18 protein-coding genes are annotated in these 20,456 nt (G+C 39.0%); 12 read left to right on the top strand and 6 right to left on the bottom strand.

Annotated features, from left to right (window positions below):
- The first annotated feature begins 58 nt into the window (after positions 1 to 58).
- From GO593_RS00330 to GO593_RS00320, 3 genes are all read left to right on the top strand, one after another.
- On the top strand, positions 59 to 418 hold the full coding sequence (locus GO593_RS00330) for a NirD/YgiW/YdeI family stress tolerance protein (protein ID WP_000783088.1): 360 nt from the start codon (positions 59 to 61) through the stop codon (positions 416 to 418).
- Positions 419 to 525: 107 nt separating this feature from the next.
- Entirely contained in the window at positions 526 to 1,188 is a 663-nt protein-coding gene (locus tag GO593_RS00325) for a response regulator transcription factor (protein ID WP_001221450.1), read from the top strand.
- Positions 1,185 to 2,543 (top strand): sensor histidine kinase, encoded by a 1,359-nt coding sequence (locus tag GO593_RS00320; protein ID WP_001257358.1) that lies wholly within the window; start codon positions 1,185 to 1,187, stop codon positions 2,541 to 2,543. The genes GO593_RS00325 and GO593_RS00320 overlap by 4 nt, the downstream gene beginning before the upstream one ends.
- Positions 2,544 to 2,608: 65 nt before the next feature.
- Here GO593_RS00320 and hemP read toward each other — a convergent pair whose 3' ends face one another.
- Positions 2,609 to 2,779: a hemin uptake protein HemP gene (hemP, locus tag GO593_RS00315; protein ID WP_000993415.1), complete on the bottom strand. Its 171-nt coding sequence runs from the start codon at positions 2,777 to 2,779 to the stop codon at positions 2,609 to 2,611.
- Between the two features lie 136 nt (positions 2,780 to 2,915).
- Between hemP and GO593_RS00310 the strand changes: the two genes are divergently transcribed.
- The gene (locus GO593_RS00310; protein ID WP_001125745.1) at positions 2,916 to 3,815 is read left to right on the top strand and encodes an NUDIX domain-containing protein; all 900 of its coding nucleotides are present in this window, start codon (positions 2,916 to 2,918) and stop codon (positions 3,813 to 3,815) included.
- A gap of 21 nt (positions 3,816 to 3,836) precedes the next feature.
- Here the strand turns inward: GO593_RS00310 and GO593_RS00305 are convergent, their stop codons facing one another.
- The gene (locus tag GO593_RS00305; RefSeq protein ID WP_000913437.1) at positions 3,837 to 4,388 is read right to left on the bottom strand and encodes a tetratricopeptide repeat protein; all 552 of its coding nucleotides are present in this window, start codon (positions 4,386 to 4,388) and stop codon (positions 3,837 to 3,839) included.
- A gap of 20 nt (positions 4,389 to 4,408) precedes the next feature.
- A complete protein-coding gene (gene mrcB / locus GO593_RS00300; RefSeq protein ID WP_000667406.1) occupies positions 4,409 to 6,805 on the bottom strand; it encodes a penicillin-binding protein 1B in 2,397 nt (798 codons plus the stop codon).
- Between the two features lie 185 nt (positions 6,806 to 6,990).
- Here mrcB and GO593_RS00295 point away from each other — a divergent pair, with 185 nt between their 5' ends.
- Positions 6,991 to 7,899, top strand: a complete 909-nt coding sequence (locus GO593_RS00295) for an NAD(+) kinase (RefSeq protein WP_001167242.1) — start codon at positions 6,991 to 6,993, stop codon at positions 7,897 to 7,899.
- Complete coding sequence (locus tag GO593_RS00290) at positions 7,896 to 8,168, top strand: YeaC family protein (protein ID WP_001019667.1); 273 nt, start codon at positions 7,896 to 7,898, stop codon at positions 8,166 to 8,168. Before GO593_RS00295 ends, GO593_RS00290 begins: the two co-directional genes overlap by 4 nt.
- A gap of 197 nt (positions 8,169 to 8,365) precedes the next feature.
- On the opposite strand, the gene GO593_RS00285 is transcribed toward GO593_RS00290, so the two are convergent.
- Positions 8,366 to 9,376: a glycosyl transferase family protein gene (locus GO593_RS00285; protein WP_001093406.1), complete on the bottom strand. Its 1,011-nt coding sequence runs from the start codon at positions 9,374 to 9,376 to the stop codon at positions 8,366 to 8,368.
- A 499-nt stretch (positions 9,377 to 9,875) separates the two neighbouring features.
- Between GO593_RS00285 and GO593_RS00280 the strand changes: the two genes are divergently transcribed.
- Complete coding sequence (locus tag GO593_RS00280; RefSeq protein ID WP_001085434.1) at positions 9,876 to 11,234, top strand: dicarboxylate/amino acid:cation symporter; 1,359 nt, start codon at positions 9,876 to 9,878, stop codon at positions 11,232 to 11,234.
- Positions 11,235 to 11,397: 163 nt separating this feature from the next.
- A complete protein-coding gene (locus GO593_RS00275; RefSeq protein WP_000881868.1) occupies positions 11,398 to 12,543 on the top strand; it encodes an acyl-CoA dehydrogenase family protein in 1,146 nt (381 codons plus the stop codon).
- A gap of 44 nt (positions 12,544 to 12,587) precedes the next feature.
- Here the strand turns inward: GO593_RS00275 and GO593_RS00270 are convergent, their stop codons facing one another.
- Positions 12,588 to 13,532, bottom strand: coding sequence for an alpha/beta hydrolase (locus GO593_RS00270; RefSeq protein ID WP_001983601.1), 945 nt, complete (start codon positions 13,530 to 13,532; stop codon positions 12,588 to 12,590).
- Positions 13,533 to 13,717: 185 nt separating this feature from the next.
- On the opposite strand from GO593_RS00270, the gene pheA reads away from it, so the two are divergent.
- The 4 genes from pheA to GO593_RS00250 all read left to right on the top strand — a co-directional run bounded on the left by pheA (position 13,718) and on the right by GO593_RS00250 (position 19,323).
- Positions 13,718 to 14,827: a prephenate dehydratase gene (gene pheA / locus GO593_RS00265; RefSeq protein ID WP_000606364.1), complete on the top strand. Its 1,110-nt coding sequence runs from the start codon at positions 13,718 to 13,720 to the stop codon at positions 14,825 to 14,827.
- 107 nt (positions 14,828 to 14,934) lie between these two features.
- On the top strand, positions 14,935 to 17,181 hold the full coding sequence (locus GO593_RS00260) for a bifunctional prephenate dehydrogenase/3-phosphoshikimate 1-carboxyvinyltransferase (RefSeq protein WP_000082052.1): 2,247 nt from the start codon (positions 14,935 to 14,937) through the stop codon (positions 17,179 to 17,181).
- A gap of 127 nt (positions 17,182 to 17,308) precedes the next feature.
- Positions 17,309 to 17,692 carry a hypothetical protein gene (locus tag GO593_RS00255; RefSeq protein WP_000735997.1) on the top strand — a complete coding sequence of 128 codons (384 nt, stop codon included), beginning with the start codon at positions 17,309 to 17,311 and terminating at the stop codon, positions 17,690 to 17,692.
- Positions 17,693 to 17,862: 170 nt separating this feature from the next.
- Positions 17,863 to 19,323 carry an aminoacyl-histidine dipeptidase gene (locus GO593_RS00250; protein ID WP_000195376.1) on the top strand — a complete coding sequence of 487 codons (1,461 nt, stop codon included), beginning with the start codon at positions 17,863 to 17,865 and terminating at the stop codon, positions 19,321 to 19,323.
- 93 nt (positions 19,324 to 19,416) lie between these two features.
- Here GO593_RS00250 and GO593_RS00245 read toward each other — a convergent pair whose 3' ends face one another.
- Positions 19,417 to 20,373: a ribonuclease Z gene (locus tag GO593_RS00245; RefSeq protein ID WP_000902234.1), complete on the bottom strand. Its 957-nt coding sequence runs from the start codon at positions 20,371 to 20,373 to the stop codon at positions 19,417 to 19,419.
- Positions 20,374 to 20,456: the final 83 nt, after the last annotated feature.

The following is a 20,456-nucleotide window of genomic DNA, read 5'->3' as shown; positions in this document are numbered from 1 at the left end:
CTACCGATGATGTAATTGTTTTATTCCAAGGGTAAACCAAATAACAGAGGGTAATTTTATGAAAATGCTTAAAGTAATTTTGATGACTGCGGGTATGGCAACTGCGGGTGTGGTTGTAGCAAATACACCTGTGAATCAGGCAGCTATTGCTCCAGCGACAGTTACTACAGTGAAACAAGCTTTAGCATCAAAAGATAATACACCTGTAAAATTACATGGTCAGGTCGTAAAATCTTTAGGTGATGAAAAATATCAATTCCGCGATAAGAGCGGTAACATTACAATTGATGTAGATGATGAGCTTTGGCAAGGACGTCCTGTTTCAGCCAATAAAAATGTGACTTTAATTGGTGAAGTAGACATAGATTATAAGCCTTTAAAACGTGTAGAAATTGATGTGGATCAGGTCCAGTTCTAATAAATTAATTTCTACATTTATTCCTTTTAGCCGCATTTAAATCATGCGGCTTTGCTTTTTTTATAAAGACTTGGCAACATCTAATCAGGATATAATAGGAAAAACAGATGAGAATTTTGCTTGCAGAAGATGATCGCTCTCAAGCTGAAAGTATTCAATCATGGTTAGAATTAGACGGTTATCAAGTAGACTGGGTAGAACGTGGTGATTATGCCCTTACAGCAATTGAGCAGCATGATTATGACTGTATTTTGCTTGATCGGGGCTTGCCCCAACTGGCTGGTGAAAAAGTTTTAACAACCATCCGCCACAAACAAAAAAACGTTCCCGTGATTTTTATTACCGCACGCGACAGTATTCATGACCGAGTAGAAGGGCTTGATTTAGGTGCAAATGATTATTTGGTTAAACCATTTAGCCTAGAAGAATTATCGGCTCGCATCCGCGCTCAATTACGTAAACAAACTCTGAGTCAGCAATCGATTTTAACGTGGGGTGATTTGCAACTTGATACACAAGCGAAAGTTGTATTATCTGCTGGTAAGACTATCGATTTAACAGCAAAAGAATTTCAAATATTACGTAAACTTATGGTTCATCCTGAGCATATTATTACCCGTGATCAATTAGAAGAAGCACTTTATGCATGGGGCGAGGAAATCGAGAGTAACGCAATCGAAGTATTTATTTATCAACTTCGAAAGAAAATCGGAAGCAGTAGTATTAAAACCATACGGGGGCTCGGCTACCGTATGGGAGACTTAAAATGAGATCAAATCGTTCATCCTTGCAGTCACAATTGGTTAAAACCACCATGTGGAGCAGTATTGTGGTGGGGCTACTGGCATTAAGTTTACTCACCATATTTTCGATTTATCATAACATGTCAGTACAAGATGAAATCATGGATGAAATTTCAGATACCTTACTGGTTTCTGACCTTTCTAAACACTCGATGAAGCAGTTTGACGAGCTGAGTGATGAATTTGATATTCAATATGAGTTATTAGATACAGGGCAGGTGCTTACCCATTCTCATACCTATCAGCATGAACTTTTTGAAAAAGGTAACTTATCAGAAGGTTTTTCATATTTTTGGTTTGATGGCCAGTTATGGCGTAGTCTGGCAGCACAACAAGAAGATTCTCAGCTACAAGTTGAAGTTTTTCAGCCCATTAGTACACGTATTGAAGAAGTATTAAAAGCACTTGCTGGATATAGTGGCCTTATGGTGCTGTTCTGGTTACTACAGTGGGTTATTGTAAGTTGGCGTACCGAGCAACAATTGGCTGCGCTGAATTTACTCTCTAAACGTATTGCTCAAAAAACTGCCTCAAACTTAGAGCCAATTCAAGAACCAGATATTATTACAGAAATTCAGCCTGTGATTGATGCTTTAAATCAGCTACTTGCAAGGCTACAAAGGGCACTGGTTGCTGAACAGCGTTTTACTGCAGATGCTTCACATGAACTACGTTCACCTTTATCAGCCATACAAATGCGTCTTCAGGTGTTGCAACGGAAATATCAGCATATTCCAGAGCTTGATCATGATTTTGAGCGTATTCAAGAAGACGTTTCAAGAAGTACAAAAATACTGGAAAATTTATTGTTACTCGCTCGCTTGGAACCTAATGAAACAGAGCAATTAGAACTCTCTAAGAGTGTCGTTGATTTAAATCATGTATTAGCTAGAGTGATAGATACAGTAAATATTGATGCACAAGCCAAACACATGGTAATTGAGACAAACATTCTGTCAAATGAAACCAAAACATTTGCAAATGAAGAGCTCATGTTTATTGCTTTTAGAAATCTATTTGATAACGCTATTCGTTATAGTCCGGCTTTGGGTGCTATTCATGTTGAGCTAAGCCAGTACCAGCAAAAGCTGAAGATTTCTATAGAAGATACTGGGAATGGTGTGGATGATGAAGTCTTAAGGCGTTTAGGACAGCGTTTTTTTCGTGTATTAGGGACAAAGCAACAAGGCTCAGGGTTAGGGTTATCAATTACTAAAAAAATTATTCAACTCCATGGTGGGGAATTACATTTTATGCATGCAAGCCAAGGTGGCTTAAAAGTTGAAGTAATACTGCCTTTTAACCGTGAAATACAAAAATAGCATGGTTGCCCATGCTATCCATTTTTTGTTTTCCCACGAATATTATTGAAACGCGAGGATCGTTCTTATTTAGTTAAAATGAGACGGTTATTGCGAGTAAGGCGTAAACGATATTCCTCGCCAGCATGCATAATTCGAATTTCACGACCTAAGGCAAATAGGTTGTTAGAATGCAGCATTGGTAAGGCATGAGCTGAATCTGTATTGCGTGTAAATAAGCTAAAAGGTGCGTTCATTTGTTGTGCTCCGTGGTATATTCTTGAACGATTTAAATGATAATCATTATCGAATAGATCTGTCAATGAGATTTTAAAGATTTTATAAATTGATAAAATTTGCTTACACTTGTGAAAAATTTTAGTGAGTAGAAAAATGCCCAAACCGATTGTCGATGTCGCAATAGCTATCTTAATTCATCGTGGAAAAATATTAGTGGGATGGCGTGGTGAACAGCAGCATCAAGGTGGAAAGCATGAGTTTCCTGGTGGAAAGGTAGAGCAGGGTGAAACGCCTGAAGAAGCCTGTCGTCGTGAAATTTATGAAGAAGTCGGTATTGGTTTAAAAGATTGGCATCAATTTGATTATATTCACCATGAATATGATGACATTATTGTCAACCTTCATTTGTTCCATAGTTATGTACCTGATGAGTTATTAAATCTTATCCATCAGCCTTGGACATGGTACACACGTGAACAGCTACTTCACCTAAACTTCCCGAAAGCTAATAAAGACATTATTAAAAGATTATATTGGCCTCATTTTATTAAAATTAGCCATACACTTACATCTGTAGAGAATAGTGATGCTTTATTATATTGGCGTATAGAAGATGAATTTGGCCCGCGAGAAGTAGAACAATTAACGGCCTTAGATGAAGGGCAACGATCAAATTTAATTATAAATGTAGATATTTGGCAGCAATTGAGCTCCGAATTAAAAAAACAGATCAAGACTGTTCATTTAAAACAATCTCAGCTCATGAGTTTACATAAAGGTGACTTAGAGGTAGGAATACGTTTTATTGCTGCTTGTCACGATGCAGTTTCTTTACAACATGCTCAGCAAATTGGCTGTGATGCCGTTTTTGTTAGTCCTGTAAAAGTGACGGCTACTCATCCGGACGTTAGTGCATTAGGATGGGATCGTTTTGCTGATTTAATCGAGAAGTGCCAAATTCCCGTATTTGCTTTGGGAGGCATGAGTCCTGATGATTTAGCCACAGCACAACAACATGGTGCATATGGCTTGGCGGGTATTCGTAATTTTTAATAAGAAATAAAGCATTAAAAGCTAGAAAGCTTTCAATGCTTGTTGTGCTTCTTGAACAGTTTTTGGGTTATTGCGCTGTTGTCCAGCTTTTAAAATGACCAACCAAAGTTGTTTTTTCATGGCTTGACTCTGCGCAAAGCTTAAACCACGTCTTGCAAGAGACTCAGCGTTAGAATATTGCTGTTTATGATTTGCAGTTAATGCCAGAAATAAATAGGTCTCGGCTGCCTGTGGCGCTAAACGCTGTGCTTGAAGAGCGTAGCGCTCAGCCTCGGACCATTGTTGGTTTTTGTAAGCCTGCTCGGTTTTTTGCATTAAAGTTTTAAAAGCGGGTAACTGGCTTCCGTCATCATCAAAGCGTTGCGGCTTTTTCTGCTGAGGAACAATCACTTGTAAACTTTTACGTTGAATTTCCGGATGATCATAAGGTGTAATTTTTACACCAGATGAGGACTCGGACTTCTTCTTTTCAGAAACAGGAGGTGTTTTCTCTTTTGGAGCTGAATGATCTGGTAAAGTTGTACAGCCGACCATAAGTACAGCACCAATATAAAAAACACCTTTCTTTAACATATCCTGTTTCCTGTTAACGCTTAGTTGTTATAACTACCACTTGAAATGATTCGTGTGTTATTCGACAGATCTTGTTCCATCTGGTTTTCACTTTCACGAATATAACTGTCGGTATTATCATCCTGAGGCTCAGGAATTGTGTTATCACTTTGTGGCGTATATGTTGGATCAACTTGATAATACGGTGCTCCACATGGCGTAGCACGATGTGGGACTGTATGCGCTAGCATTGGAATATACACGGCACCATCACAAGCTTGTGCCGATAAGTCACCCGATGCACGGTCAATCCATTGCCACTGTACAGAGTCTGGTTGACGTAAGTTTACTGGTGTCTGGCGTAATTGTTTCATCACATTAATCCATACTGGTAATGCACCAGATGAACCTGTTAAACCAGTTACTTTATTGTCATCTAAACCTAACCATACTACTGCAACATGATTACCTGAATAGCCGGCAAACCATGAGTCACGTGTATCGTTAGTCGTACCTGATTTACCCGCTAATTTTAAAGCTGGAGATAAGCTGTTATAGGCTGCACGTCCTGTACCTGATGACATGACCTGTTGTAAACCATAGTTCATGATATAACCGACAGATGGATCAATGGTTTGTTGTACGTTTAGACCATAACGATCAAGTAAACGTCCATTTGCATCTACAACAGAACGAATCGCACGAGTCGGATATTTGAAACCGCCTGTAGCAAAGTTTTCATAAATACCCAGTACTTCCATTGGTGACATATTAACTGCACCCAGGAAAATAGAAGGGTAGGCCGGGATTGTCGATTCAACACCAAATTTTCTTAAGTTGTTGGTAAATGTAGATAACCCAAACTCTTGACCTAAGCGCACAGCAGAAAGGTTATAAGAATTTGCTAAGGCTTCACTTAAACTCACAATTCCATGACCACCGCCGCTATAGTTCTTCGGTGTCCAACTTTTACCGCCATCTACTGGAACACTGATTGGAGCGTCTTCAATCTGGCTTGCCCAGTTATAACGTCCAGATTCAATTGCGCTCAAATAAATGACAGGTTTCAATAAAGAACCGACTTGGCGTTTTGCATCTAAGGCTCGGTTAAAGCCGGTAAAGTCTTGTGTTGACCCGACAGCTGCAATTAATTCGCCATTTTCAGGATGGGCAATCAGTACAGCCCCTTGCAGGTTTTTCAAGCGAGCAGGGTTGCTATTAGCTAAGCGCTCTACAGAAGCTTTAAAAGCATTTTGAACTTGTGTTTGAGCAATTGGGTCCAAGGTCGTAAAAATACGTAATCCTTGATTGGTTAAATCACTTTCCTGATATTCGGTACGTAATTGACGACGCACAATATCTAAAAAGTCAGGGAATTTTGCTGGACCTAGGCTTGGCTTGCTTAGAACATTTAAAGGGCGCGCAATTTCAGTTTCATACTCTGCTTGAGTTAAATACCCCATGACACGCATGTTATTTAATACTGTATCGCGACGATTTTTTGCCCCTTCGGGGTTTTTCCAAGGGTTATATAAAGATGGACCTTGAACCAAACCAACTAAATAAGCTTGTTGTGCAACATTAAGCTCACGTAGTGGTAAACCAAAATAAAACTGAGAGGCCAATCCATAACCATTGATTGAATAGTTACCGTTTTGGCCTAAATTCACTTCATTTAAATATGCTTCTAAAATTTCATCTTTGCTGTAATGCAACTCAATAAGTAAAGCCATTAATGCTTCATTAACTTTACGTTTAAGTGTGCGTTCAGGGGTTAGATAGAAGTTTTTGACTAACTGTTGGGTGAGGGTCGAACCACCTTGGCGACGTCCTCCAGTTACATTACTTACCAAAGCACGTGCTGTACCACGAATCGAAATACCGTGGTGATGATAAAAGTTACGGTCTTCTGTAGAAATTAAAGCTTCAATAAGTGGTTTAGGAACACTATTAAGCTTAATCAAAACGCGGTCTTCATTATGTTGAGGATAAATGCCCCCAATTAATAAAGGTTCTAAACGGGCAACTCCAGTTGATGAAGGTTTTGTACTGCGAACTTCTACAACTTGGTCATTTGCAAAACTCAGTTCTAAAACCTGTTCAGGCTCTATGCTGTCGCCATAGTCGAAACCACGTGTATGGACATACATGTTGCTGCCTTGAGCAACATAGGTTCCAGACTTGTCATAATTACTTGAAGTTTTGTAACCTAGTAATTTTAATTCTTGGGTGAAATTTGCTTGAGTAATTGGCGCATTATTATAAATTTCCAAAGGTCGAGCAAACACCTTGGCCGGAATGTCCCAGCGTTGTCCTTCAAATTTTTCACGTATAATATTATCTAAACGAATCAGATAGATACTAAGAGCAATAAAAGCACCAATCACCAAAATGGAAAAAATTAGCGCGAAGAAACCGATACCACGTTCAAACTTCATATAAATGAGATAAAACCCTAAACAATGCGTTAATGATGCGATAGCTTGTCATCAATTTGCAATGATAAAACTGTGAATAAATGGAAAACTTAGATTGAATTTTACAGTATCTTGTTGTTATGTTTTTTTAAATTAATCTGGTTAATGTTATGATAGCGTAGAATCGCAGCGGAGCTTACTCATTCGTGCAAATTTCACATAAGTCCTTCAGAAACGTCGGGTTAATTGGTCGACCAGATAAATCATCAGTTGTAGAAACACTATGTTTAATTCATGACCATTTGCTAAGTTTAGGCCTAAACCCCATTTTTGATCAGGAAACTGCCGAATTAGTGCCCTATGATCATGCGCAAGTCGTTAGTCGTCACTTATTAGGTGAAGTCGCTGATCTGGTGATTGTTGTAGGCGGTGACGGTTCATTGCTTCATGCAGCCAGAGCTTTAGTGCGCTACAATACGCCTGTAATCGGGATTAACCGTGGACGTTTAGGTTTTTTAACCGATATTAAGCCTTCGGAAGCTATTTTTAAGCTTGATCAGGTTTTACAAGGTCATTTCCAGCTTGATCGCCGTTTCTTGCTTGAAATGGAAGTACGTACTAATGGTGAAGTCATTTATGATGCAATTGCTTTAAATGACGTCGTACTACACTCTGGTAAGTCGGTACATATGATCGATTTTGAACTCAATATCGATGGGCAATATGTTTATCGCCAGCATAGTGATGGTTTAATTGTTTCGACACCAACCGGTTCAACTGCTTATGCTTTATCAGGTGGTGGTCCAATTTTACATCCAAGTATGGATGCTATTGCATTAGTTCCTATGCATCCCCATACATTATCTTCACGCCCGATCGTAGTTGGTGGGCAAAGTGAAATTAAAATCGTCATTCGCGAAAATCGGGTATTACCGATGGTAAGTGCAGATGGACAACATAGTGTCTCTCTCAATGTCGGTGATAGTTTGCACATCCGCAAACACCCATTTAAATTAAGTTTATTACACCCACCTGGTTATGATTTCTATATGGCTTGTCGTACCAAATTGGGTTGGAACCAAGATTTTGAATCTTTTCAAAGAGATGAATCATGAATATTGAACAAATGCTATCTGTTTTAAACCCTGAGATTGTAGAGCGTTTAAAAACAGCAGTAGAAATTGGTAAATGGCCAAATGGTGTTGCTTTAACGAAAGAACAGCGTGAAACATGTATGCAAGCTGTTATTGCTTGGGAGTTAAAGAACTTACCAGAAGAACAACGTAGTGGTTATATTGACCGTGGTACTAAAGAAGAGGGTGAGGTTTGTGAAGATGATCATCACAAGCATGAGCCTGAATTTAAACCGATTCGTTTTGTTTAAAATCACTTTTAGAATAAATCTTAGTTAGTATTTGCTATCGTGTAGGCGACATGGATGTCGCCCGTATCACTGCGATACAAGGAAGTATCGTCAGTGATACAGAGGATTTTTGGTTACTTTTGATCCTTCAAAAGTAATAAAAGCCTATATGCAGTGATATAGGAAAAACATGCTATATAAGGCTGTATGGACTATATTTAGCCTTCTGAGTTTGTATTTCGTGTTTCCCATAATACTTTTGCTTTGTGCATCGCTTCCTCGAAATTAGAAACCACGCCCATGGTATATAACGCAATACCCATGGTTTCTGTTACGGCCATTTCCCCATATTCATGATGCTGTTGACCAAGCCAGACAGCTTTAAAGGTTGCTAAGTCTAACTCTTCTTCAATTGGGCTACGTTCAGGCGTAAGCTTTGGCAACTCATGCTCATAGAGTTCACCATTTTTAATACCACAAATCAGCGTTTTCGCGTCTGGGTTTCGCTCGAATTCGCCGCCTTCGCCCTTAATAACTGCGCTATTTTGATAGCCTAAGCGAAGTGCACTATGCTGATGTGAAGTTCTGTAAGCGGGATGGAATATAGCTTGTAAGGTGGCCTTAGCGTTAAAAGGATTAATTAAACGGGCTAAAGTATGAATAGGCGAACGCAATCCCATGACATTTCTTAGAGAAATCAGTTCGCTTAAAACTGGTGAAATTACTTCTAAGGGTAGGTAAGCGAAATTTTGTTCTGCCAATTGGGTGCGAACTTCTTGTTCAGAATGGCAAATTTTATAATCTAAATATCCCAAAACTTGTTCGGTATAAATTCGGTTAATGGTATGTCCGGAAGCGCCATGCATTACGATTTTATAACCGTGATGAGCAAGGGTAAGAGCCGCTAATAAAAACCAAGGATAATGTTTACGTTTACCAGCATAAGATGACCAATCTAAGTCAACTTCTAAAGGTGCAAAATGAAGCTGGTCTTTGGTGGCTTGTACAAAACCTGCAAGTTCATCAATCGATTCTTCTTTAACACGTAGCAACATTAAAAAAGCACCCAACTGAACGTCAAGAACTTCGCCTTTTAAAATCATAGTAAAAGCCTGATAGGCTTCTTCATAACTCAGTGAGCGAGATCCAGTTTTCCCCTTACCTAAAATACGGACATATTGAGCAAAGGGATGTTCAGCATCTTTATAGATATTACGTTTAGTATTCATGGCAATTCAAAACAGTAAAAATAAGGGGAGTAGGCAGCTCAAAATGAAATGTCTACAAGGACTTATCAATATGACATAAAAAACTGATGAAAAAATATCAAAAGTGTTTCTCATACTAAAGTCTTAAGGTTGCATGAGTATTTTTTGTGCGTATTAGCCAAAATTTTAATCGAATCGTTATTTAATTCGAGTAAACTTCATGTGCTTTTTTGAGCACTCATATCATAATTTTCTGTGATTCTCCTATATCTTCAGCTTTTTATTGAAAAAGTAAGAGGTTATTTCTAGCTACTCAAAGTAGTTAGAAACTTCAGGTATTCTCCTGTTTTAGAAAACAGTTTTTTGTTTTCATTGAGGTAGTAGGAAGGTTTTTTGTTTCTAAAAAACCGTTTCCCTTTTGCGGTGTTCATGTGAAAGGTTAGGGCTGTGTATTCGTAAAGAATAGACGTTTCATTTTGATATTTCCAACGGACTTGGAAATATAGATTGAAGTAAAGTTATGGCTAAAAAACCGATTTATAAATCACTTTATTTTCAAGTGATTATTGCGATTATTGCGGGTGTTTTGGTAGGGCATTTCTCACCAAGTACAACGCAAATTGTTAATGGTGTTGAACAACATATTCCAGGTTTAGGTGAGCAACTCAAGCCATTAGGTGATGCTTTTATTCGTTTGATTAAAATGATCATCGCACCTGTTATTTTCTGTACAGTAGTAAGTGGTATTGCTGGTATGGAAAGCATGAAGTCAGTTGGTAAAACTGGCGGTGTTGCGTTGTTATACTTCGAGATCGTTTCAACAATCGCGCTTCTGATTGGCCTTGTGGTGATTAACATTGCAAAGCCAGGCGTAGGAATGAATGTTGATCCTGCAACTCTGGACACTTCAGGTATCCAAAAATACGTCACTTCTGGTGAGTCACAATCTACCATTGATTTCTTGATGCACATCATCCCGGATACGGTGGTTGGTGCATTTGCAAATGGTGAAATCTTACAGGTCCTTCTTTTTGCAATCCTATTTGGTTTCGCGCTTCATAAGTTAGGTGATGCAGGACGCCCAGTTTTAAAGTTAATTGATCAAATTGCACACGTGTTCTTTAACATTGTGAATATGATTATGAAGCTTGCGCCAATTGGTGCATTTGGGGCAATGGCGTTTACTATCGGTAAATATGGTGTAGGTTCACTGGTACAGTTAGGCCAGCTCATTATCTGCTTCTATATTACGTGTTTACTCTTTATTTTCTTTATTTTGGGTACAATCAGCCGCATTAGTGGATTCAGTATTCTGAAAATGATTCGCCTGATTCGTGAAGAACTATTAATTGTACTTGGTACATCTTCTTCTGAATCTGTTTTGCCTCGCATGTTACGTAAACTCGAAATTGCAGGTTGTGAAAAGTCGGTTGTTGGTTTAGTTATTCCAACAGGTTATTCATTTAACCTTGATGGTACATCAATCTATTTGACTATGGCTGCAATCTTTATTGCTCAGGCAACGAATACACAGCTTGATATTCAACATCAAATTACTTTGTTGTTGGTACTCCTAATCTCATCTAAAGGTGCAGCGGGTGTAACAGGCTCTGGCTTTATTGTTATGGCAGCAACTTTATCTGCAGTAGGACATATTCCGGTAGCTGGTTTGGCATTGATTTTAGGTATTGACCGCTTCATGTCAGAAGCACGTGCTTTAACCAATCTTGTTGGTAACTCTTTGGCAACGATTGTAGTTGCAAAATGGGTGGGTGCTTTAGATAAAGATAAGCTCAATGATGCTTTAAACAACCCAGATGAAGTTGACAGAAAAATGTTGGCTCCAAAAAATCCTCAGGTTGCAGAAGGTTTAGATTAATTCAGATCTACCTATATAAAAAAGGAAGCTTTGGCTTCCTTTTTTATTGGCTGACTGAAAAGTACAGTTTAAATGAGCAGCTAAGCCATGACAGTTGTGTAAAAAATGATTAGCATGCACAGCAATGAGATTCGATAAAACAATAAAGCCGAAGGAAAATATTATGTTGGCATATGATGCAGATTTAGAATTATTCCGTGATAATTTTAAACGTTTTATGAATGAGCATATTGCTCCACATTATGACCAATGGGAACGTGAAGGAATTATGCCACGTTCAGTTTGGTCTCAACTGGGCGAAAATGGTTTTTTATGTGTGGATGTCCCAGAAGAATATGGTGGTTATGGCGTCCCAACGTATTATTCATTAATGTTAGTTGAAGAATCGGCTCGTGCTGGATTTTGTGCATTATCAACTGCTATTTCTTGTCACTCTGAGATTGCGGCGCCTTATATTTTACATATTGGGACCGAAGAACAAAAACAATACTGGTTACCGAAAATGGTAACAGGTGAAGTAGTCGGAGCAATTGGTATGACAGAACCGGGTGCCGGTTCAGACTTACAGTCAATGCGTACCAGTGCCATTTTGCAAGATGACCATTATTTGCTAAATGGTTCTAAAACGTTTATTTCAAATGGACAACATGCTGACCTTGTAGTGCTTGCAGTAAAAACCGATCCGCAAGCGCGTGCGAAAGGTGTATCGTTATTATTGGTGGATACTCACCTAGAAGGTTTCAAAAAAGGAACTAACCTCGACAAAATCGGATTGCATTCTCAAGACACATCTGAGCTATTTTTTGACAATGTTAAGGTTCCTAAAAATCAGTTACTCGGACAAGCTGGACAAGGTTTTGCTTATTTAATGCAAGAATTACCGCGCGAACGTACGGCTATCGCATCGACAGCGGTTGGCGCTATTCGTGGTGCAATTGATTTGGCAACCGCTTATGTAAAAGAACGTCATGCATTTGGTCAACCTATTTCACAGTTCCAAAATACTCGTTTTGTTTTAGCACAAGCAAAAATTGATGAGCTTGCGACAACAGCTTTCTATGAGCGAAATGTTGCTTTATATCAAGAAGGTAAACTTGATGTTGAGACGGCTGCAGCACTGAAAAGTTTTAGTACAGATATGCAAATGAAGGTGGCGGATAACCTATTACAACTGTTTGGTGGTTATGGTTATATGACTGAATATCCAATTTCACGCTTCTTTGTAGATGCCCGTATTCAACGTATTTACGGCGGTACAAATGAAATTATGAAAGAAATCGTAGCACGTGGATTAATCGGTAAAGCTTAATAATAGTTTCAAAAAAAGCCTACCTTTGAGTAGGCTTTTTTTTATTATTTAGCTGTTTTCTGCGTTGGTTCATCGAATAAAGATTTACAGCTTTCTAGATTTTGGCATGAAGCAAACATAAGCGCTTTAGGTAAGCTCGCATACAAATTGGTGATATGCTGTTCAGCAGGATTATTGAAATGCCAATAAGTAAATTGGTCTGAACGCTTATTTTCTAAGACTTTAAAGAAATCGTCTTTATTAATTCTTTGATTAAACTGGGTATGTGGCCCACCTTGTTCATGTGTACCGACTGTCGTCATCAGCATTGGGAACACGGTTTGCTTTTGACTTTGCCATTGTTCTAATTCTCGAAATAACATGCCTTGATCAAACCAGAGAGAAGGACTTGCAGCAAAGTAACGCTGGAATGCAGTAGGTTTTTGAAAAAAATGATAAAGCACAAACAACCCTCCAAAAGAATGCCCATAGAGACTTTGCTGTTGGCTATTAATTGGAAACTGTTTAGCGATTTCAGGCTTAAGCTCATTATTTAAAAAAGCAATAAACTGGTCAGCACCACCATATTTATATTTACCTTGTGCTTGAAACTCGGCAGAAGGTTTTGGGGTGTAATCATAAGCGCGTTTTTGCACATCAAAGGTTTTTTGCTGAGGATAGCCCACAGCTACAATAATGAGCGGATCTAAACCTAATTTTGCAGAGCCTGCTCCAATCGACTGGGCAATATTCATTGCGCTTGGAAATGTTGCATTACCATCTAATATGTAAAGTACCGGATAACCATGTTGGGGTGGGGCAACAGGTGGTTTATAAATTTGAATAAGATATTCATGTCCAGTATTTTTAGATTTGATTTGGAACTGGGCCTGATTGTTGTGAAAATCGATTTTTGATTGATTTTTTACAGGGGCTTGAGCCAAAACGGAACTACTTATTAAAGAGCCTAGAAGGAAATTAGAAGATAAAAAGAAAAAAGATTTAAGCATAATAAAGTTAAGAAAATGTTATAAGTCAAATAATAAATGAAAATCATTATCAAATAAAGTGATCTTATACAAAGGTTCGAGCCGGATTAATGAAAAAAGCCCATACACCCATATTGCCTAACAAATCAAAGCCGACTATTGTTATACTCTCGTTTAAAAGATGATTTTGCTGAGGCTGCCTTCCAATGATCAACGATGATCAAAACAAAACGACTTCTCTTAGTTTAGAACAAATTCGCGAAGATATTGATAGCGTAGATCAACAGATTCAAGAGTTATTAAATCGCCGCGCAAGCCTTGCTGAAGCTGTTGCGAAAGCTAAATTTGCTTCTGAAGAGAATCCTTTGTTTTATCGTCCTGAACGTGAAGCACAAGTTTTACGTAAAGTTATGGAGCGCAATCAAGGGCCTTTATCTGATGTAACTATGGCCCGTTTGTTCCGTGAAATTATGTCTGCTTGCCTTGCTTTAGAAGCTCCGCAAAGTATTGCATTTTTAGGCCCAGAAGGTACTTTTACTCAATCTGCCGTACTTAAACATTTTGGTAAAGATGCGGTTGTTCGTCCGCTACCCACTATTGATGAAGTGTTCCGTGAAGTAGAAGCGGGTAGTGCGCATTACGGTGTAGTTCCGGTTGAAAACTCATCTGAAGGTATCGTAAACCATACTTTAGATTGTTTTAAAACTTCGAATTTAAATGTGATTGGTGAAGTTGAATTACGTATTCATCATCAATTCCTTGTTTCTGAAAATACACGTAAAGACAGTATTAAGCAGATTTATGCGCATCAGCAAACTTTGGCTCAATGTCGTCAGTGGTTAGATGCGCATTATCCGGGTGTTGAGCGTGTTGCCTTAAACTCAAATGCAGAAGCTGCACGCCGTATTCGCAATGAATGGCATTCAGCAGCGATTGCGTCTGATATCGCAGCAGGTATGTATAACCTTGAAATCTTGCATAGCAATATTGAAGATAATCCGGAAAATACCACTCGCTTCTTAGTGATTGGCCGTGAAAAAATTCCACAAAGTGGCAATGACAAAACATCGTTATTAATTTCAGCGCATGACCGTGCAGGTGCTTTATTAGAAATTTTAGCGCCGTTTGCAAAACATAATATCAGCTTAACGAGTATTGAAACTCGCCCAGCACTACCTGAAAAATGGGCATATGTATTCTTTATTGACTTAGAAGGTCATATTGATCAGGAAAATGTGGCTGCGGCAATCAATGAGATTCGTCCAATGGTAAAAGAACTTCGTATTTTAGGTTCTTATCCTGCTGCCGTTCTTTAATCACTCATGTTGGAATAATGACATGTATCAAGATGGGCATGTCATTATGCTTAAAAACAAATTGCTCAAAGGTTTAAATCACTTTGAGCAAAAGTAAAGTTGAAGTTATGTCACAACCCCTATTTAAAAAAGTTGCATTTATTGGTTTAGGACTCATTGGGTCGAGTTTGGCTCGCGTTATTGTTGCAGAAAAGTTGGCGACAACTATTGTGGCATCTACACGTTCACAGAAAACTTTAGAAGATGCAAAATCACTTGGCTTAATACAAGAAGGGTTTTCCGATCCTGTAGAAGCTGTGAAAGGGGCGGATTTAGTTGTTTTAGCCTTGCCAGTGCGCGCCACTCAAAAAGTGCTTGAGCAAATTAAACCTTATTTGTCAGAAACCACAATTGTAACTGACGTGGGAAGTACAAAAGGTAATGTCGTAGATGCAGCAAAAGCTGTATTTGGTGAAGATTTACCAGCAGGGTTTGTTCCTGGGCATCCGATTGCGGGAAGTGAACACACGGGTGTCCACGCAGGTAAGGTCGATCTCTTTGCAAATCACAAAGTGATTTTGACGCCATTACCAACCAGTGCAGAATGGGCAGTTGAGAAATTGATTCAACTTTGGTCAGCTGCTAAAGCTGAAGTGATATGTATGGATGTTGCCAAACATGATGAGGTTTTGGCGCATACCAGTCATTTACCGCACTTAATGGCATTTAATCTGGTCGAGCAACTTGCAAACCGTGAAGATAATCTTGATATTTTCCGTTATGCAGCAGGTGGCTTTCGTGATTTCTCACGGATTGCGGCTAGTGATCCCCAAATGTGGCATGACATTTTCTTTGCCAATAAAACAGCCATATTAAATGCTGTAGATGGCTTCGAGAAACAACTTACTGTACTTAGAAAATTGATTGAAAACGAAGATTCTCATGCATTAATGGGTTTACTCGGCCATGCTCAGGCAGCACGTCAGCATTTCAATCATATGTTAGCCAAAAAACCTTTAATGGAGAAAAATAAGGTGACACAGCAATTCAGTATCTTACCGGGAAATAAGGCTTTTAAAGGTAAATTTACCGTACCGGGTGACAAATCTGTGTCACATCGCTCCATTATGTTTGGTGCTATTGCAGAAGGCACGACTCATGTAACTGGCTTCCTTGAAGGTGAAGATGCTTTAGCAACTTTACAAGCTTTCCGTGATATGGGTGTAAGCATTGAAGGCCCTAAGAATGGCGAAGTAACCATCCATGGTGTAGGCATGCATGGCTTAAAAGCACCAGCAAGTGCATTGTATATGGGTAACTCTGGAACAAGCATGCGTTTGCTTTCAGGTATGCTTTCTGCACAAAAGTTTGATTCTGTTATGACAGGTGATGCTTCGCTCTCTAAACGTCCAATGGAGCGTATTGCTAAGCCATTACGTTTAATGGGTGCGCAAATCCAAACGACAGGTGAGAAAGGTACACCACCTGTAAGCATTACTGGTGGTCAGCAATTAAAAGGTATTCAATACGATTTACCTATGGCATCTGCTCAGGTGAAGTCGGGTATTTTACTTGCCGGTTTGTGGGCTGAAGGTGAAACTTCGGTAACTGAACCGGAACCAACACGTGATCATACAGAGCGTATGCTTCGTGCATTTGGCTATGATGTTAAAACTGAAGGCAATAAAATTTCCCTTGTCGGCGGCGGTAAGTTAGTGGGTACTAATATTCAAGTACCATCTGATATTTCATCTGCTGCTTTCTTCATGGTAGGTGCTGCAATTACTGAAGGTGCAGACGTTGTACTTGAAGCTGTAGGTATTAATCCAACACGTACTGGCGTAATTGAAATTTTAAAACAGATGGGTGCTGACCTGACTGTTGAAAATGAGCGGATCGCTGGTGGAGAGCCTATTGCTGATATTCATATTAAAGGTTCACGTACCCTTAAAGGTATTCATATGCCTGAAGACCAAGTACCTTTAGCAATTGATGAATTCCCAGCCTTATTTATTGCAGCGGCTTGTGCCGAAGGCCAAACAGTATTAACAGGTGCAGCAGAGCTTCGCGTGAAAGAATCTGACCGTATTCAAGTTATGGCAGATGGTTTAAAAATCATGGGCATTGATTGCACACCTACTGAAGATGGCATCATTATCGAAGGTAAAGGCAAATCTGGTGATTGGTCACCAATCTTTGCTGGTGGTGAAATTGAATCACACCATGACCACCGTATTGCGATGAGTTTTAGTATGGCAGGTCTTCGTACTTCTGGTCCGATTACAATTCACGGTACTGAAACTGTTGCTACAAGTTTCCCAACTTTTACTGAGTTGGCGAATCGTGCAGGCTTAACGATAGAAGTTAGCCAATAACTTTTTACCTAACACATTTTATAATTGCTAACACAATAGCAACGGCAGCAGCGAGCTAAAGGCTTGGCTGCTGTTTGTTTATTGCTTATGCTAAGTGCAGATAATGATAAAAGTGTTAGGACAAAGGATGAAAAAATTACAATTTATTGCCAGTTGCCCACAACATGGGGTGCTTGATCATCCACCAAATGAATGCCATATCACTCAAGAATATGTAGCGGCTTTACTGTTTAAACAATTGGGGAATTATGGTTTTGATGCACAGCATATTGTGCATGAACATGAAAAGGTGGAAGTAAGTATTGATAATCACCTTTTACCATTGTCTATTACTTGCCAGCAAACAGACCATGATGGGCATTTAATGTGTGAAATCTCTGCCAATCCTGATGAAGAACAAGACTGGTTTGAGAAAATCGAAACACAAAGTATTATTCGTCAGCTTGCACAGGCTGTTGAAAATAGCTTGAAAGCCGATCATAGCTTTTCAGCATTTGAGTGGAAAAGCTAAACATATTATTGTTAAGACTTATTTGTGAAGTACGGCTTTTTAGAAAAGTCGTACAATTTCTTTAAATTAAATATAAAAATACAAAATCTTTCCCGAAATCGCTACCTATCTTTAATGCTTTGTGTATATTGAAATTATTAAGATATTTACATAATTAGAGTGTAGTTTTCATGACACAAGTTGATATTGCCGCATTATCTCCTCAAGTCGTTTGGCAGCATTTTCAAACACTTTGTACTATTCCTCGTCCGTCAAAGCATGAACAGCAACTTCGTGAGTTTTTACAAAACTGGGCCGAAAGTCGGAATTTAGAAACTTATGTAGATGAAGTTGGTAATTTGATTATCCGCAAAAATGCGACTCTGGGTAAAGAACATGTGTCTGGAGTTATTCTTCAGGGCCATTTAGATATGGTTACACAAGCCAATGCTGGTACGGTACATGACTTCTTTAAAGACCCGATTCGTCCAGTTCTTGAGGATGGCTGGTTAATTGCCAAAGACACTACTTTAGGTGCTGATAATGGTATTGGGGTGGCTTTGGCATTAGCTGTTTTAGATTCAAATGATATTGCTCATGGCCCAATAGAAGTTCTTTTAACAGTCGATGAAGAAGCAGGGATGAGTGGTGCGCGGCTTTTAGAGACAGGTGTGCTAAAAGGAAAATGGCTATTTAATATTGATACGGAAGAGTGGGGTGAGTTGTATTTGGGGTGTGCTGGTAGTATTGATGTTGAGGTAGAGCAGCCGCTTAATTATGAGCCAATCCCTGAAAATTTGAATATTGTTAATATTCAGGTGGCTGGTCTTAAAGGTGGCCACTCTGGCGTAGATATCCATTTAGGACGTGGCAATGCCAACGTTATTTTGGCTCGCTTTTTAAATCAACATTTAGCCTCACTGGGTGGGCATCTTGTTGAGTTTACAGGTGGTACGGCCCGTAATGCTTTACCGCGAGAAGCAGTGGCAACTATTGCAATTTCGCCTAATCAGTTATCAAACCTAGAAAAGTTACTTGCTGAATATCAAACGACATGGAAAAAACAGCTAAAGGGTATTGATGACAACTTGCAATTAAGTATTCAATCCACTGGTGCTAAAGTGACCGAAGTGATTAATCAACAACAGCAAAATGAATGGTTGCAAGCTTTGGCAACAAGTCCTTATGGCGTTACAAGTATGAGTCAGGTTCTACCAGATGTAGTTGAAACCTCAAATAACATTGGGGTGGTGAGACTAAATCGAGAAGGTGGAAAAGCTGTCTTAATGGTTCGTTCAATCGTGAACCAAGAAGCTCAAGATTTTGCAGAAAAAATTCAGGCACATTTTAGCCAGTTTAATATCGGCTCTACACTTACGCCGTTAGTGTCGGGTTGGACACCAAATCCAGATTCGGCTGCTCTAAAGTGCTTACAACAAGCCTATCAAAATGCATTTAATATTGAGCCAAATCTAAAAGTAATTCATGCAGGCTTAGAATGTGGGATTATTGCTGAACATTACCCTCATTTACAGATGGTTTCGTTTGGACCGGATATTCAAGGTGCACATGCACCGGGCGAACGAGTTAAAGTTGATACTGTAGAGAAATGCTGGAAGCTACTGGTAACCGCTTTGGCATCTGTAGAGTAGTTTTTTAAGAGATGAGAAGCTCAGTTATGAGCTTCTTAAACTTTTATATGGAAATGATATGTAGTTAATTCGATTTCACAACAAATATGATTTTTACTCGATTTTTAAAAGTTGTCCTGTTTCACTTAAAGTAAACTCATCAAAATCATTCGCTAAATAAAAATGACCTTTATAAAACTGGCGAACTTCTTCGGTAATAGCTTGCTGCCCAGTTTTATCCTGATGTCTAGGGCTAAAGTGTGTCAGAATTAAATTGTCTAGAGATTGCTGCTCAGCAAATTCAGCCACCATTTTTGCTGAGCTGTGCATTGGTCCTTTACCTACTTTATCTAAGACTGTTTGCAAATAAGTTGCTTCATGAATAAGTAATTGAGCATCCTTACAAGCATCGGCTAATAATTCTGGCCGATCATTATCACCACCTATAATTGCATGAATCTGCTGATTTTGAATTTTGATAAAGTCTTGAGATTTTAAAACTCGCCCCTCAAACTCAACATCGTAGCCTCGTTTTAAATGCCCCCAAATATCGCCTTTAGGTACGCCAAGCTGAGTTAAAGCTTGAATATCTATCTTCTTCTGGGTGGATTTTATATAAATACTAAATGCAAAACTCGGAACACGATGACTTAGTGGATGTGCTTGAATAAAGAGCTCATCGGTGAGCTGCTGTGGCTGTGTTGCTTCATTCACATCAATAAATTGCAGTGAATAGGGCAAGTGTAAATCTGTAAGTTGGGCGGTGATTTCAAACCATTGTTGAATTTCTTTGGGTGCAATCACGATTAGGGGGTTGTTACGAGCATTCATACCTGCACTTGCCAGTAAACCAACTAGGCCATAACAATGATCACCGTGAACGTGTGTAATACAAATGGCAATTAAGTTTTGTAGTGAGAGTCTAGCTTGCTGAATACGATGCTGTGTGCCTTCACCAGCATCAACTAAAATCCAGTCCTTATTTTTACTGTTACGAACAGCTAATCCTGAAACATTGCGTGAAAGCGTGGGTACACCTGATGATGTGCCTAAAAAGGTAAAATGAAGCATATTCTTGGAATTTTTTAGTCAAATGCGTAATTTTTATATTATAGACACTTATTAAAATTTTATAAAAATTATGGTGCATGGTA

The sequence above is a fragment of the Acinetobacter baumannii genome, assembly GCF_009759685.1.
Lineage (GTDB): Bacteria > Pseudomonadota > Gammaproteobacteria > Pseudomonadales > Moraxellaceae > Acinetobacter > Acinetobacter baumannii.
Note: the sequence above shows the minus strand (reverse complement) of the source record. Positions and strands in the feature narration are given on the sequence as shown.